Annotated in this window: 12 protein-coding genes and 1 pseudogene; 10 read left to right on the forward strand and 3 right to left on the reverse strand. The window is 64.6% G+C overall.

All coding sequences use genetic code 11. The features are described from left to right. Positions 1 to 23: 23 nt before the first annotated feature. The 9 genes from HLH34_RS03110 to HLH34_RS03150 all read left to right on the forward strand — a co-directional run bounded on the left by HLH34_RS03110 (position 24) and on the right by HLH34_RS03150 (position 12,589). A complete protein-coding gene (locus HLH34_RS03110; protein ID WP_183118144.1) occupies positions 24 to 3,185 on the forward strand; it encodes an error-prone DNA polymerase in 3,162 nt (1,053 codons plus the stop codon). A gap of 177 nt (positions 3,186 to 3,362) precedes the next feature. After that, the gene (gene argE / locus HLH34_RS03115) at positions 3,363 to 4,541 is read left to right on the forward strand and encodes an acetylornithine deacetylase (protein ID WP_183118145.1); all 1,179 of its coding nucleotides are present in this window, start codon (positions 3,363 to 3,365) and stop codon (positions 4,539 to 4,541) included. Positions 4,542 to 4,562: 21 nt separating this feature from the next. Further along, positions 4,563 to 4,865: an NIPSNAP family protein gene (locus HLH34_RS03120; RefSeq protein WP_183118146.1), complete on the forward strand. Its 303-nt coding sequence runs from the start codon at positions 4,563 to 4,565 to the stop codon at positions 4,863 to 4,865. Between the two features lie 28 nt (positions 4,866 to 4,893). Next, entirely contained in the window at positions 4,894 to 7,308 is a 2,415-nt protein-coding gene (locus HLH34_RS03125; protein WP_183118147.1) for a TonB-dependent receptor, read from the forward strand. 93 nt (positions 7,309 to 7,401) lie between these two features. Further along, positions 7,402 to 8,280, forward strand: coding sequence for an FAD binding domain-containing protein (locus HLH34_RS03130; RefSeq protein WP_183118148.1), 879 nt, complete (start codon positions 7,402 to 7,404; stop codon positions 8,278 to 8,280). Beyond that, positions 8,277 to 8,750, forward strand: a complete 474-nt coding sequence (locus HLH34_RS03135) for a (2Fe-2S)-binding protein (protein ID WP_183118149.1) — start codon at positions 8,277 to 8,279, stop codon at positions 8,748 to 8,750. Before HLH34_RS03130 ends, HLH34_RS03135 begins: the two co-directional genes overlap by 4 nt. Beyond that, positions 8,747 to 11,098 carry a xanthine dehydrogenase family protein molybdopterin-binding subunit gene (locus tag HLH34_RS03140; RefSeq protein WP_183118150.1) on the forward strand — a complete coding sequence of 784 codons (2,352 nt, stop codon included), beginning with the start codon at positions 8,747 to 8,749 and terminating at the stop codon, positions 11,096 to 11,098. Before HLH34_RS03135 ends, HLH34_RS03140 begins: the two co-directional genes overlap by 4 nt. 13 nt (positions 11,099 to 11,111) lie before the next feature. Continuing rightward, the gene (locus HLH34_RS03145; protein ID WP_183118151.1) at positions 11,112 to 12,005 is read left to right on the forward strand and encodes an NAD(P)-dependent oxidoreductase; all 894 of its coding nucleotides are present in this window, start codon (positions 11,112 to 11,114) and stop codon (positions 12,003 to 12,005) included. Continuing rightward, positions 12,002 to 12,589: a CoxG family protein gene (locus tag HLH34_RS03150; RefSeq protein WP_183118152.1), complete on the forward strand. Its 588-nt coding sequence runs from the start codon at positions 12,002 to 12,004 to the stop codon at positions 12,587 to 12,589. The genes HLH34_RS03145 and HLH34_RS03150 overlap by 4 nt, the downstream gene beginning before the upstream one ends. Here HLH34_RS03150 and HLH34_RS03155 read toward each other — a convergent pair. Beyond that, positions 12,573 to 13,496, reverse strand: a complete 924-nt coding sequence (locus HLH34_RS03155) for a LysR family transcriptional regulator (protein WP_183118153.1) — start codon at positions 13,494 to 13,496, stop codon at positions 12,573 to 12,575. The genes HLH34_RS03150 and HLH34_RS03155 overlap by 17 nt on opposite strands. A 254-nt stretch (positions 13,497 to 13,750) precedes the next feature. On the opposite strand from HLH34_RS03155, the gene HLH34_RS03160 reads away from it, so the two are divergent. Then, on the forward strand, positions 13,751 to 15,127 hold the full coding sequence (locus HLH34_RS03160) for an L-serine ammonia-lyase (RefSeq protein ID WP_183118154.1): 1,377 nt from the start codon (positions 13,751 to 13,753) through the stop codon (positions 15,125 to 15,127). Between the two features lie 58 nt (positions 15,128 to 15,185). Here the strand turns inward: HLH34_RS03160 and HLH34_RS19315 are convergent. Together HLH34_RS19315 and bla are read right to left on the reverse strand one after the other, a co-directional pair. After that, positions 15,186 to 15,322: pseudogene (locus HLH34_RS19315) on the reverse strand (IS5/IS1182 family transposase); the annotation flags it as partial. A 2-nt stretch (positions 15,323 to 15,324) separates the two neighbouring features. Beyond that, entirely contained in the window at positions 15,325 to 16,185 is an 861-nt protein-coding gene (gene bla, locus HLH34_RS03165) for a class A beta-lactamase (protein ID WP_183118155.1), read from the reverse strand. Positions 16,186 to 16,319: the final 134 nt, after the last annotated feature.

The raw sequence follows: 16,319 nt of genomic DNA on the forward strand, positions 1-16,319 counted from the left end.
CACGCCTGCTACGGGGACCGGCCGTGACAGGCTATGTCGAATTGCAGGCGATCACGAACTACGCGTTCCTGCGCGGGGCCAGCCATCCCGAGGAACTGTTTGCCCGGGCGAAGACGTTGGGATACGCGGCGCTGGGCATTGTGGACCATAACAGCGTGGCCGGCATCGTGCAGGCGTGGACGGCTGCCGAAAAACATGGGGTGCGGCTGGTCGTGGGATGCCGGCTGGACCTGGTGGATGGGCCGTCGCTGCTGGCCTATCCGACCGATCGCGCCGCGTGGGGACGCCTGTGCCGCCTGCTGACCGAGGCGAAGCGGGAACGCGACGATCGGGATCCGGGCCTGCGGCGCGCGGATCTGGTCCAGGGAAGCGACGGGCTGATCCTGGTCCTGCTGCCCGACCAGCCGGACGATGCCCTGGCGCGGGACCTGGCGTGGCTGCACGGCCTCTGCGGCGCCGAGACGACCAACCGGGGCTACATGGCCCTGACCCTGCGCCGACGGCCCGGCGATGCCGTGCGGCTGCATCGCCTGGTGGACATGGCGCGGGCGGCCGGCGTGTCCGACGTGGTGATGGGCGATGTGCTGTACCATGTGCCCGAACGGTCGGTGTTGCAGGATGTCCTGACCTGCATCCGTGTGGGCTGCACGGTCGATCTGCTGGGCGGCCGGCGCGAACCCTATGCCGACCAGCACCTGAAATCGCCGGCCGAGATGGCGCGGCTGTATGCCGATCATCCCGCAGCACTGGCCCGCACGGCCGAGATCGCGGCGCGCTGCGGGTTCTCGCCGGCCGATCTGCGCTACCAATATCCGGCGGAAAGCGACGATCCGGCCGAGGCCCCGCAGGACCGGCTGGACCGTCTGGCCCGTGCCGCCCTGCGCGACCGCTATCCCGCCGGCGTGCCGGACGGGGTGCGGGCGCAGGTGGAATACGAACTGGACCTGATCCGCCGGCTGGAATACGCGCCTTATTTCCTGACGGTGCACACCATTGTCCGCCAGGCGCGCGCGCAGGGCATCGTCTGCCAGGGGCGGGGATCGGCCGCCAATTCGGCCGTCTGCTATGTGCTGCGCATTACCGAGATCGACCCCGCGACGTCGAACCTGCTGTTCGAACGCTTCCTGTCGGCCGAACGGCGGGAACCGCCCGATATCGACGTCGATTTCGAAAGCGACCGGCGCGAGGAGGTCATCCAGTGGATCTACCGGCGGTATGGCCGCGACCGCGCGGCGCTGTGCGCCACCGTCATGCGCTATCGCGCGCGCGGCGCGCTGCGCGACGTGGGCAAGGTGATGGGCCTGCCCGCCGATGTCACCGGCCTGCTGTCGACGCATCTGGGCGGCATGTCCTTCGACGAGGGCGCGTTTCATGACCGGGCGCGGGAACTCGGCCTCAACCTGCAGGATCGCCGCCTGCTGCTGACCCTGCAACTGGCGGGCGAACTGATCGGCTTTCCCCGCCAGTTGGGCACCCATCCGGGCGGGTTCGTGCTGACCCGCGACCGGCTGGACGATCTGGTGCCCATCCAGCCGGCGGCGATGGAAGACCGGCAGATCATCGTCTGGGACAAGGACGATATCGACGCGTTGCGCTTCATGAAGGTCGATGTGCTGGGCCTGGGCATGCTGGGCTGCATGCGCCGCGCGTTCGACCTGCTGGAGGACCATCACGGTTTGCGCCTGAGCCTGGCCGGCATTCCCCATGATGACGCGCCCACCTATGCGATGATCCGCCGCGCCGACACCATCGGCACCTTCCAGATCGAAAGCCGGGCGCAGATGGCCATGCTGCCGCGCCTCAGGCCTCGGGAATTCTACGATCTGGTGGTGCAGGTCGCCATCGTGCGCCCCGGCCCGATCCAGGGGGACATGGTCCACCCCTACCTGCTGCGGCGCGAGGGGAAGGAGAAAGTGGACTACCCGACCCCGGAGATGGAGAAGATCCTGAAAAAGACGTTGGGTGTCCCGCTGTTCCAGGAACAGGCGATGCAGATCGCCATTGACTGCGCCGGCTTCACCCCCGGCGAGGCCGACGAACTGCGCCGCGCCATGGGCACCTTCCGGGGCGAGGGCACGGTGTCCTATTTCCGCGAGCGGCTGATTGCCGGCATGACGGCGCGGCATTATCCGGCGGAGTTCGCCGAACGTATCTTTCGTCAACTGGAAGGATTCGGATCGTACGGCTTTCCGGAAAGCCATGCGGCGTCCTTCGCCCTGGTCGCCTATGCCTCATCGTGGGTGAAATGCCATTATCCGGACGTGTTCTGCGCGGCCCTGCTGAACAGCCAGCCGATGGGCTTCTACCGCCCGGCGCAGATCGTGCGCGACGCGCGGGCGCATGGCGTGTGCATCCGTCCGGTCTGCGTCAATGCGTCGCGCTGGGAGTGTACGCTGGAACGACGGGAAGGCGCGGCGGGGCTGGCCGTGCGCCTGGGCCTGCGGATGGTCAAGGGCCTGTCCAATCGGGACGCGGCCGATCTGGTAGCCCACCGCATGCCGCCGTACGAGAGCCTCGACGATGTGTGGCGTCGCGCGGGCCTGCGGCCCGATGCGCTGGAATGCCTGGCCCAGGCCGACGCCTTCCAGGCCCTGGGCCGGGATCGGCGCGCCGCCCTGTGGGATATCAGGGGGCTGGCGGACACACCCCTGCCGCTGTTCGCGGCGGCGGACAAGGGCCGCAACCGTCCGCTGCCCGAATTCGTCGAGCCCGATGTCTGGCTGGCGCCGATGACCGAGGGGCAGGACGTCGTCGAGGATTATCACGCCACCGGCCTGACCCTGCGCCGCCATCCCGTCGCGTTCCTGCGCGATGCGTTGCAGGCGCGCGGCATGGTGGCCTGCGCCGACCTGCGCCGGCTGCGCGACGGATGCCGCGTCGTCGTGGCCGGGCTGGTGCTGATGCGCCAGCGGCCCGGCACCGCACGGGGCGTGATGTTCATGACGATCGAGGACGAAACCGCGATGGCCAACCTGATCCTGTGGCAGGATCGCATCGCCGCGCAACGCCAGCTTGTGCTGTCGGCCCGCCTGGTGGCCTGCCACGGCAAGCTGCAACGCGAAGGGGAGGTGACGCATGTGGTCACCGACCGGTTGGAAGATCTGACGGCGCTGCTGCGCGACATTGGCCGGACGGATCTGAGGTCGGGTACGCCGCTGGTCATCGCGTCGCGGGATTTCCGGTAGATCGTCGCCCGGCAAGCGTCGATCACGCCCCGTTCCATGATTCGAAATCGCAACAGTCGTTATCGAAATAGAACTTGCTTTTGCAGCCCGCGACAACGAATGATTTCGATATCAAAAAAGCACAGGTGTCAAAATAAATCTGTAGGATTATTTTGTCTGTTTCCGAATGAGGAAGAAATGGATTCAGTAGAAATCCTCGATAAAATAGTATCGTTCAATACGCGAAGTTCACTTTCCAACCTCGACCTTATGGCTTTCATCCGTGAGTACGCCATGGCCAACAAGGCGCAGGTGGAAACGTTGCGTCATCCGACCGAGGGCAAGGAAGCCCTGCGGATCGTGATCGGCGATGTCGAGGCCGGGGGCGGCATCGCCTTCGCCGGACATGTCGATACCGTTCCGGCGGAAGGGCAGGCATGGACGTCCGACCCGTTCCGGCTTGGACGGATCGGACAGCGCCTTCAGGGGCGGGGGGCGGTGGACATGAAGGGTTTCGTCGCCTGCTGCCTGGCCGCGATTCCTGAAATAATAAAACAGAATTTAGATTTTCCGGTTCATATCCTTCTGACCTACGACGAGGAGGTGAACGCCGAGAGCGCCCATCTGCTGATGAAGGACATGGCGGCGCGCAATTGCCTGCCGGATGTCTGCATCGTCGGGGAACCGACCGGCATGGACGTGGTCATGGCGCAGAAGAGCAAGCTGGTCGCCACCGTCACCATCAGCGGCCGGTCCGGACATTCCAGCGATCCCGATGGCGGCGTGAACGCGATCAGCGCCGCGTGCCGCGTCGTCTGCTGGCTGGACGACCAGGCAGAGCGGTTGCGGACGGCGGAACGTCGCGACGAGGATTTCTCGCCGCCCTTCTCGACGATCAATGTCGGACGCATCAACGGGGGAACCTCGGTCAATATCATCCCCGACCGTGCGGTGTTCGAGGTCGAATGGCGGGGCATTCCAGGCGACGACCTGCATGCCCGCCTGCGGGACATGCAGCATTTCATCGAAGCCGACCTTATTCCGGGCACCCGCCGCAACGGCCGGGAATGCGGCGTCGATGTCAGGATCGAGGGCTGGTACCCGACGCTGCAGAATGACGACAATCAGGATCTGGCGGCCTGGATATGCCGCACGATCGGAACGGCCGCGCGCGGCGGCGTCAGCTACGCGACCGAGGCCGGTGTCTACCAGGGATGCGGTGTCCCGACCGTCATCTGCGGACCGGGAAACATCGCCCAGGCGCACAGGCCCGACGAATGGATCGACATCGACCAGTTGCGAAAATGCGAGAGATCCATTCTGGATATTTGCATGGGATTTGAAAAATCCGGTGTGGACGGGCGACGGACTTCGTGACGAAGCGACAGGAGCGGCGGCATGCTGTGCGAGAAAAGAACCTATCGCGTAACGACTGGGGGCGCGCAGGATTTCCTGGCCTTGTACCGGGCCGAGGGATATCCGATCATCAGTCGCTACGCCACCCTGGTCGGGTGCTGGACGCATGAGAGCGGCGTCCTGAATTCGATTCTCTTCATATGGTCCTACGAGAGCTACCACCACCGCGAACAGCAGCGCGCGAAGCTGGCTGCCGACCCCGCGTGGCAGGCCTTCAACAGGAAGATCGTCGGACATATCACTTTCCAGGAAAGTATTTTTTTGAAATCCGTCGATCTCTCATGATCCGGCGGTGCGGTGGAGGACGAGGCTCATGAAGATATCCAAGGCACAATGTTCCGTTATGGGTTCCGTCATGGTGGCGGCGCACCTGGCCGGGTCCACGGCCCTGGCGCAGGGAACCGTCGGCATTGCACCCGCCCCTGCCGCCCGCAAGCCGACGACCGGCCCGGCGCATGTCTTTCCCGCGCGTGCGATGCCCGCCCGCGGAACACCGGTCCGGTCCCGGGGCGAGGACATTGTCGTCAATGCCGGCATCAATAACACGCTGGGCATCACCAACACCACGCCAGGCGGCGGCCTGATGCCGCCGCAGACCGCGGCACGATCGCAAAGCGGGCTGACCCGTGATTATATCGCGCGGCAGAGCCCGACCTCGAACACCACCGCGCTATTGGCCAACCTGCCGGGCGTCGTCTCCACCAGTACCGACCCGCTGGGGGCGTCCAGCGACAATATCTCGATCCGCGGCCTGAACCAGACCGAGATCGGCGTGGTCTATGAAGGGGTCGCCCTGAATGACTCGCTGACCTACATTCCCTATACCGAAAACGCGGTCGATACCGAAAACCTGCAATCGGTCACCCTGTCCCAGGGGGCGCCGGACATCACCGCGCCGTTGTATGGCGATGTCGGCGGCCTGATCACCATGAAGCTGCGCGACCCGGCGGAGCATATGGGCGGCCTGGTCAATCTCAGCTACGGGTCCAAGGCGTTGCAGCGCGAATTCGGCCGCCTGGACAGCGGCTATATCGGGCATACGGGCGTGAAGGGTTTCGTCTCGTTCTCATCCGCCACGATGGATCAGTGGCGCGGCATGGGCACGCAGTCGAAAATGCATGTCGACGCCAAGGCGACCAAGGAATGGGGACGCGACAACAGCGTTTCGGCCATCTTCTCCTACGACAACAACGATACCAATCGCTATCGTCCAGCGACATTGCAGCAATGGAAGGAATTCGGACCTTCCTTCAATTATGACGGGAAATATAGCCCGGGCGATGTCAATTACTATAAATTCTATACCTATGATCGACGGACATACATGGTCATGGCGCCGGTGCATCTGCGCCTCAGCAAGGAACTGAGCCTGGACGCGACGCCGTCCTATCTGCATTACCTGGAATATTACGGCGCGGGCACGACGTTCAGCAACACCAACAGCTATTTCGGGTCGCAGCCGGCGGGCAACCTCAACCTGCCTTATACCACAAACGGCATTGCGACGGCGAAATACGTCAATCCGGTGCCGCAGCGCACGGGAACGCTGTCCACGGTCCTGACATGGACCCATGGCGCCAATACGTTCCGCATCGGGGACGTCTATTCCTACATGTCGATGGAAGAGCCGATCCTCTACACCTTGGCCGACTATCAGGGGCGCATCCCCAACCAGTGGGGCGCCTATCCGGTCAAGCTGCCGGATGGCCAGACCTACAAGACACTGGACCTGAATATCTGGCAGCAGATGAATGCGGTCTATTTCGACGATACGCTGAAGCTGCTGAACGACAGGCTGACGATCAATGCGGGGTTCAAGGAGATGATGCTGTCGCGTCACCTGACGAACGCGATCCCTGGTGCGAACTACAAGACCGGGGGCAGCTACGCGCAGCCGCTGCCGCAATTTTCGGTCAGCTACATGATGACGCCGAAGGACCAGATCTTCATCAACGCCACCACGGCCTATCGCGCGCCGCAATCGCTGCAAGCCTACGCGCAGATGTTCTCGACGGCCAAGCCGGGGCCGACGACCGTCGTCAACCGCCTGAAGGGCGAATATTCGATCGGCGAGGAAATCGGCTATCGCCATCACGGTCTGGTCAATGTGGCCCTGGCGCTGTTCAACTACAACATGGTCAATTACCAGGTTCAGTCGACCACTTTCATCGACCAGGTGCCGATCCCCACGGTGCTGGACGCGGGCGGAAAGACGATTCGCGGCGCCCAGGTCGAACTGGGGCTGCGGCCGTGGCATCATTTCAGCCCTTATGTGTCGGCCCAGTATCTGCATGCGACGATGGACAGTGACTACAAAACCGGCGGCGATGTGCTGCCGACCGCGGGCAAGATCGCGATCCAGAGCCCGAAATTCACCACCGCGGTGGGGCTGACATATGACGATGGCGCCCTGTTCGGGAATTTTACCTTCAATTACGTCAGTTCGCAGTACTCGACGTTCATGGACGACCAGAAGATTCCGGCCTACGAGACGGCGAATATCTCCATGGGATACCGTTTCGGAAGCATCGGATTTGCAAAACATCCTCAACTTCAGCTTAATTTCATGAATATCGGCGCCAATAACTGGCTGTCCGGCCTCTACAGCGTCGGCAGCAACGCCAAGCCGACCATGGGGCGGCATGGCCAGGTGATCCAGGCGTCGGGGCCGCTTTATACCATCGGGGGCGGATTTGCCGCGGTGGCCTCGGTCACGACCGGTTTCTGAACGGACGGATCCGGGTGTACGGTGCGGCACGGATCCGTGCGCCACGATGGGGGATGATATGAACGTTGCTGGCAATCCGTTCGGCGGCCCCGGATGAAACCGGCGCCTTTCGCCTATCACCGGGCGCAGTCCCTGGACCATCTGTTGCGCCTGAAGGCGGACCTGCGCGGTGACGGCGTCATCCTGGCGGGCGGCCAAAGCCTGGTGCCGATGCTCAACCTGCGTCTGTCGCGGCCGGGAAACCTGATCGATATCAATGATCTGGTTGAACTGGACCATGTCCATGCGCGCGATGGCATGTTGCGGATCGGGGCGATGGTGCGTCATCATCGCATCGCCACCCATCCGTTGGTCCGGCGGCACCATCCGCTGGTGGCGGGCATGGCGTCCATGATCGGCTATCACGCCATCCGCCAGCGCGGGACCATCGGCGGCAGCCTGACGCTGGCGGACCCGTCCGCCCATTTTCCGCTGGCCGCGATGCTGTGCGACGCGACGCTGGTGCTGCGCTCGACGCGGGGCGAGCGGAGCGTCCCCTATCGCGCATTGTATCTGTCGCCACTCAACTGCGCGCTGGAGGACGACGAGATCGTGCGGTCGGTGCTGTTTCCGATTCCGCCGCCCGGATGCCGGATGGAGGCCGAGATATTTCACCTCAATCATGGCGGGTTCCCGCTGGCGGCCTGCGCCGTGGCGCTGACGGCGGACGCGCGGGGCGGGGTGGCGACCCTCACGCTGGTCATTGCGGCGGGCGGGCTGCGTCCGGTCGTGCTGGATCGCGAACTGGACGGGTTCCTGGGGGCTGGACCGGATGCCGGGCTGCCGGCGGCGATTGCCGGGCATGTCGCCGCTATCCTGCCGCTGGAGGATACGGCCAAGGCGCCGGCGGCCTATCTGTCGGCGGTCGTGCGGCGTTGTGCGACGCTGTGCGTCACCCGCGCGCTGGCGCCCCGGGCAGGAGAACCCGCATGAAGACCCGTGTCACACTTACGGTCAACGGACAGGTGCACGACGTGGAGATCGCGCCGCATTACCTGCTGTCGGACGTGCTGCGCGATGTCGTGGGGCTGACCGCCACGCATGTCGGCTGCGAACAGGGCGTGTGCGGCGCCTGCACCGTTCTGGTGGACGACCGGCCGGCGCGCGCCTGCCTGACCTTCGCGATCCAGATGGAGGGGCATGAGATTACGACATTGGAAGGCCTGCGCGACGATCCGGTGACGCAGGCGCTGCAGCAGGCGTTTCATGAACGGCACGCCCTGCAATGCGGATTCTGCACGCCCGGCTTCCTGGTCACGCTGTCGGCCTGGCTGAAAGAGGCGACCGACCCCACGCCCGCCGCCGTGCGGGACCTGCTGACGGGGAATCTGTGCCGGTGCACCGGTTATCAGAACATCGTCGAGGCCGTGCTGTCGGTCGCCGCGACGGAATGCGGACGATGACCCGCGATATCCCCGACGGCTATGTCGGACGTCCGATGCTGCGGCGGGAAGATGGGCGCCTGTTGCAGGGCCGGGGACGATATGTTGATGACATTCGCATGCCCGGTGTGCGCCACGCCGCGTTTGTCCGCTCCCCCCACGCCCATGCGCGGATCGTGTCGATCGACGTCCGGGCGGCGCTGGAACTGGCGGGCGTGCATGCGGTCGTGACCGGCGCCGACCTAGTGGGGGAGGTCGCGGATGCGGTCGTCAGCCCGCCCATCCCCGGACTGGTGCCGACGCGATTCGAGGTGCTGCCGACGCGGAAGATCCGCTTTCAGGGGGATCTGGTAGCCTGCGTCATCGCGGACGACCGATATCTGGCGGAGGAGGCGGCCGAGCGCGTCGAGGTCGAGTACGAAATCCTGCCGGCCGTTACTGACATGTTCGTGGCGCTGGCCGACGATGCGCCGAAGGTGGACGATCGCCTGGCGTCCAACCGTGTGGTCCATCGCGTCCATACCCATGGCCGGCCTGACGACCAGGAGCGCGACGCGGCGTTCGTCGTCGAGACCGAATTCCACCAGCAGCGCCAGTCGCACGTGCCGCTCGAAACCCGGGGCTGCATCGCCAGTTGGGACCAGGGGCGGGAACATCTGACCCTGGTGACGGGGTCGCAGGTGCCCCATCCGTTGCGCACGCAACTGGTCCGGCGGATGGGTCTGCGGGATGGACAGGTCACGGTCGAATCCCCCGATGTCGGGGGCAGTTTCGGCCAGAAGATCGCCTTGTACCGCGAGGAACTGATTATCTGCGCCCTGGCGCGCAGGCTGGGCACCCCGATACGCTGGAACGAAGACCGGCTGGAAAACCTCCAGGCCTCCTGCCACGCGCGGGAACAATGGTGCCGCACCCGGATCATGGCCGACGCCGACGGGCGCATCCTGGCGCTGACGCTGGATATCGTCGAGGATTTCGGGGCCTATTGTTTCTATCCCGCCAATTACATCGCCGAGGTGGTGGGCATCATCCTGACGGGACAGTACCGGGTCGATCATTATCGCTATGACCTGACGGTGGCGCTGACGAACAAATGCGGTGTCGGGCCGATGCGCGCGCCGATGGCGATCGCAAGCTGGGTGATGGACGGCACGCTGGACGCGCTGGCGCGCGAAAGCGGGCTGGACCCGATCGAGATCCGGCGGCGCAACATGCTGTCCGCAGCACAACTGCCCTATGACATGCCGGGCGGAGAAACGCTGCTGGACGTCAATATAGACGAGACGATGGAAGCCGCGCTGGAGCATATCGGCCATGCCCGTCTCCGGGCGGATGCGGATACGCTTCATGGCTGCGGCATCTGCAACGTCGTGGAATCCACGACCTATGGATCACGGTTCTACAAGAATTCCGGCATTGGCGGATCGGGGCATGAGGCCGCGCGGATCATCGTGGAACCGGACGGGACGGTGACGGGCTCGGTCGGGTTGGCGGCGTCGGGCCATGGCTATGAAACCGCGTTCGCGCAGGTCGTGGGGGATGGGCTGGGGGTTTCGCCCGACGGGGTGGCGATCCGGCTGGGCCATACCGACGCGGCGCCCTACGGCATGGGCAGCCGGGGGGGACGCGGCGGCACGGCGGGTGGCGGCGCCTTGTACGAATGCGCGCGGATGGGACAGGAACATCTGTTGCACATCGCGGCGCATATGCTGGGCCTGAATACGGCGCGGAACCTGCGGATGATCGACGGGAGGGTGGAAAAGCTGGTCGACGGCGCCTGGCGGCATGCGGGCGTCGGAATCGCCGACATTGCGCGCCTGGCCTATTTCGATCCGCTGGCCCTTCCGGAAGGGACCCGTCCGGGCCTGGAGTTCTACCGCACGTTCGATCCGCCCCCGATGACGTTTTCCAATTCGACCCATGCATGCCGGGTCGTCATCGACCGTCATACCGGACAGCTCACGATCACCGATTACGTGGTGGTGGAGAATTGCGGCGCGGTCATCAACCCGCTGATCGTGCGCGGACAGCAGATCGGCGCGGTGGCCATGGGCATCAGCGGGACGGTGCTGGAAAACATGGTGTACGACGCGGCGGGGCAGAATCTGTCCAGCACGCTGGGCGACTATGCGATCGCCACCGCCTGCGACATTCCGATGATCCGCATTCACGAAAAGGCGACACCTGGATCACGCACGCCGCTGGGCCTGAAAGGCATGGCGGAAGGCGGGGTGATGGGGGCCATCGGCGCCGTCGCCAACGCCGTCAACGATGCCCTGGCGCCGCTGGGCGTCAGGGCCAGCCGACTGCCGCTCAGCCCGGTCTATCTGCATGGGCTGATCCACGGCCATGCCATATCACAGCACTGAGGATACTGGAAAAATGATATCCGAAACGCCCCGGATCGGCTTTATCGGCCTGGGACAGATGGGGTTGCCGATCGCCGGACGGCTGATGGACGGCGCGGTTGCGATGGCGGTGCACACACGCACGCGCGCCGGCGCGGGTCCTCTCCTGGATCGTGGCGCGTCCTGGGCCGACGGCCCCGCGGGCATCGCATCGGCATCCGACATCGTCTTCACGATGCTCGGCTACCCCGAGGATGTCGAGGCGATCTATCTCGGCCCCGACGGATTGCTTGCCCATGCGCGGCCGGGACAGATCTTCCTGGACCTTACGACCTCCAGCCCCGACCTTGCCGGACGTATCGCCGCGGTCGGGGCGCAACGCGGCGTGGCGATCCTCGATGCACCGGTTTCCGGTGGCGTGCCGGGGGCGCGGGCGGGCATGTTGTCGGTCATGGTGGGCGGCGATGTCGCCGCGTTCGACGCAATGCGGGGCCTGCTGTCGCGTATCGGCAGCACGATCGCGCGCTTCGGCGGTCCGGGTGCTGGCCAGCAGGCCAAGATCTGCAACCAGATTGTCATTGCCGGCACGATGATGGGTGTGTGCGAAGGCCTGTCCGTGGCCGCGCGCGCCGGGCTGGACATGGCATGCGTCCTGGACACCCTGGGCGGCGGCGCGGCCGGGGGCTTCCTGCTGAAACATATGGGGCCTCGGATCGTCGCGGGCGATTATGTCGCCGATTTCTATGTTCGGCATTTCGTCAAGGATCTGGGCCTGGCCTTGGCCGAGGCCGACAAGCTGGGCATGGATCTGCCGGCCACGGCCCTGGCACGGGGCCTGTACCGCCGTCTGGCGGCGCAGGGCGCGGAGGGGTTGGGAACCCAGGCGCTGGCGCGGCTGTACCAGCCCGCCGAAGGAGAGAAAGCATGAATCTGCAAGGGCAGTTCGATGTCCCCGCATCCATGGATGCGGTATGGGCCGGGTTGAACGATCCATCCGTGCTGCTGAAGAGCATTCCGGGATGCACGCTCTTCGAATCCACGGGGCCTGACGAGTACGCGGTGGCGGTCGAAGCCAGGGTCGGGCCGATCTTCGCGCGTTTTGGCGGCAAGATCGAGATCAGGGATATCGTGCCGGGCCGGGGCTATGTCATCTCCGGCCGGGGGCAGGGCGGGGCCGCGGGTTTCGCCCGGGGCGAGACCCGGGTCGAACTGACCCCGAAAGGGGAGCAGACGACACTGACTTACGAAAGCAATTTCGAAATCGGCGGCAAGATGGCGGTTGTGGGTGGCCGCATCATCAACGGCGTCGCCAGCGAGAAGATCGATGCGTTCTTCGCCGCCTTCTCGCGCCAGGTCGCCGGGGGCGATGCGGCCGAGGAGGAAAGCGTTACCGCCGCCGCGCCGCGGGGCGTTGCGCTGCCGGGTAACGCAATGGCCGCAACCGGGATCAGTCTCGTTGCGCTCGTGATGTCCGTCCTGGCGCTGGTCGTGTCGTTCAGGCGCCGGAATTGAGGCGTACCACCTGTTCCCGGAGGCGTGTCGCCCCCGGGGACAGGGATTCCAGATTATCCTTCATGAAATTGATCAGCCGCCGCATCGTCACGGACATCGTGCGCTGCGACCGCACGAACAGGTGAACCGAGGCCTGTTCGCACAGATGGCTTTCGATCGGAATCGCGACCAGGCGGCCCTGGTCGATCTCGGCCCGGACCGCGAAGCGCGGCATGAAGGTGATGCCACGCCCGGACATGACGAAGGTCTTCAGAAGTCGGAAGGAATTGGATTCCATCTCGGGAAAGATGTGGATGCCGTGATTCAGCTCTATATTCTTCAGCAGTTTCCTGATCCCATGACTGGATGTCGGCAACGCCAGCTTGCGGCCCACGATGTCGTCGATCGTCAGGCGGTGGGTGCTGTCGGTGATGTCGCGCGACGACAGGATGGCGAACAGGGGTTTATGGGTGCTGACGATCGAACTGACCCCGTTGAAATCCTCCATGTTGTAGGACAGGCCGATATCCGACGTGCCGTCGATCACCGCCTGCCTGATTTCGTCCGTGCTTCCAACCGTGATGCGGACGCGCGTGTCGGGATGAAGGTCCGAGAAGGGCATCATGACGGTTTCCATCAGATCCTCGACGAAACCGTCGCCGCAATGGATGCTGATCTGATTGACGCGGTGGGCCTTGCGGTTCGACAGGTAATCGACGATTTTCTGCGTTTCGTCGATCTGCTGGCGGGCATATTCCGCGATGGCCAGTCCGGCTTCGGTCGGAATGATCCCGCGCGGCAGGCGCTCGAACAGCGGCACCCCATAGCGGATTTCCACGTCGGAGATCCTGCGACTGATCAGCGAGGCCGGAAGGCCGAGCGCACGGGCGGCTTCCCGGACCGATCCGTGACGGATAACCTCGGTCATGCACAGCAGAAACCGGGCATCCAGGCCACGATCCAATCTGTTCCTATCCATGTGAGGTCTTGAAATCCCTGGGTTTCAGTCCTTACGGAATCGAAGAAACCTAGCAGGTTCGTCCGTCACCCACCAGAACGCATTATGCAACGATTGTTCCATCGGCCCGTGTTGCCCTGCGTGAAACGACAGTTGCCGAATCCAATCTTGATTGCGATCGGACGAATGGGTCTAGCTGGCGCGGGCAGGATGGATCGCATCGCATGTTGCATTTCGAACGGCCGGTCCGGACCGGTCTTTCCGACCTTTTCCGGATCGGCATCGGGCCGTCAAGCTCACATACGGTGGGCCCCATGATCGCCGCCGCGCGTTTCGTGAAGGAATTGCCTTGTGATTTCATTCCTGCGGGGATACGGGTCCGGCTTATGGGGTCGCTTGCCCTGACCGGACAGGGACACGCGACGGGCCGCGCGGTGCTGTTGGGGCTGATGGGCCATCTTCCGGATACCGTCGATCCGGATTGCGTACCCCAACTGTGCGCGCACGTGGCGGAAACGCATGAACTCGGGCTGCCGGGCGGACATCGGATACCTTTCGATCCCCGGATTGATATCGTGGCCGATCTCGATGGGGAATGCCCGCTTCATCCCAACACGCTGGTGTTCGAGGCCTGGGGCGACTGCAGGACGATCCGCCGGACCTATTGCTCGATCGGTGGCGGCACGGTGATCGAAGCTGGCCAGCCTGCCGCCGGTGCGCCGGCGGCCGTGCCTTATCCCTTCGGGACAGCGACGGCGCTTCTTGAGATGGGGCATCGGCACGGCCTGACGATCGCCCAGATCCAGATGGCGAATGAATGCGCCGACGCCAGTCCGGCCGCGATACAGCAGGTGCTGGACACGATCTGGACGACCATGAAGGCATGCGTCGCGCGTGGCCTGACGTCGCAGGAGATCGAATTGCCGGGCGGCCTGCGTGTGCGCAGGCGCGCGGCGCAGCTTCATGCGCGGCTGGTCCAGCGATCTCTGCCGAATGTACCCGATGGCCTGGGCGGCATGGAATGGATCAATCTCTATGCCCTGTCGGTCAGCGAGGAAAATGCCGCTGGGGGCCGGGTGGTCACCGCGCCGACGAACGGAGCGGCAGGCATCGTGCCCGCCGTTCTGCATTATTATCAACATTTCGTGCCCGATGCCTCGGACGCGGGAGTCGGGGTATTTCTTCTGACGGCGGCGGCCATCGGCACGATTATCAAAACCAATGCCTCGATTTCCGGGGCCGAGGTGGGGTGCCAGGGAGAGGTCGGATCGGCGTGCGCCATGGCGGCGGCGGGGTTCGCGGCAGTATTGGGCGGCAGTAACGCGCAGATCGAGAACGCGGCCGAAATCGCGCTGGAACATCATCTGGGCCTGACCTGCGACCCGGTCGCGGGCCTGGTGCAGATTCCCTGCATCGAACGCAACGCCCTGGCGGCGGTAAAGGCGGTCAATGCCGCGCGGCTGGCACTCTGCGGCGATGGCGCGCACCGTGTTTCGTTGGACGATGCCATCCGCACGATGCGCGACACTGGCCGAGACATGATGAGCAAATACAAGGAAACGTCGCTGGGCGGATTGGCGGTGAATGTCACCGCATGCTGATGGTTGGGTCGGCAGGTCCGAGGGATCAGCCTGGCGGAAGGTCGTCCTTGAGCCGTCTGTCAAATCGGGCATGGCTTTTGGTGGTCAGCCCGCCCCGGGATCGTCCGATGGCTTGCCCCCCTTTTACGGGGGGGCGCCGTGCTGATGCGCCCGGGCGACGGTGGCGTCGACCATCATGTATTCATTACGCGCGTCGCCTACCCGGCCCACACGACGATTGCCGCGCCGACCTTCTGCAGAACGGCTTCCTGCTGCGCCTGGCCCAGGCCGGGCGCGTCGTAGTAGCAGGCCATCATCAGGGGCGATCGTCCGGCGCGCCGGACGATCGCATAGTCATTGCACGAGTCGTTGCCCGTGCCGGTCTTGTCCCCGGCGATCCAGTCTGGCGGAAATGCGGCGCGCAGGCGGGCCGAACCGGTCCGGCAGGCGACCATCCAGCCTTCGAGCATGGTGCGGGACCGGGGGCTGAGGGCGTGTCCCAGCAAAATTGTCCGGGCGGTTTCCACGATCGCGCGGGGCGTGGTGGTATCGAGATCGCCCGATTTGCGGCTGGCCGCCACTTCATAGCGATCGGACCGCGTCGTCCCGTCGCCCAGCGTTCGCATATAAGCGGTCAACGCCTGCGGTCCGCCGACCCGCGCCAGCAACAGGTTCGCAGCACCGTTGTCGCTGTACAGCACAATGGCCGCGCAGAGCGTCCCGACGGGTAGGGCGCCCTTCGCTACATGGGCCGCGGAGACCGGGGAGTGGCCGACGATATCCTTTTCGCCATAGGGGACGAGAGCCGACAGGCTGTCGCGGCCCGCATCGACACGGGACAATATCAGGGCGGCAAGCACGCCCTTGAAGGTGCTGCACATGAGAAAACGCTCGTCGGCACGATGGGCCAGAGACCGCCCCGAACCGGTATCGACGGCCCATACCCCAAGCCTGCCGCCATGTCGCCGCTCGATGGCCGCCACGGTGTCGCCCGTGATGTCATGCGCATGCGCGGTCCTGGCCGCGATCAGGGCGGGAACGCACAGGCCGAAGCTGCGACGTGTAAGTGTAGAGCGCATGTTTTTCAAAACTGCCTTTAGGTGATGGGGAGAGGCCGAAGCAAAAACATCGGAAATCGGACAGGAAGATCATGGTCGTTTTATGGTTGCGGTCGGCACAATCGGTCTTGCCGACAGGCTGAAGGAGCCCTGAT

Source organism: Gluconacetobacter azotocaptans, from assembly GCF_014174355.1.
Classification (GTDB): Bacteria; Pseudomonadota; Alphaproteobacteria; order Acetobacterales; family Acetobacteraceae; genus Gluconacetobacter; species Gluconacetobacter azotocaptans.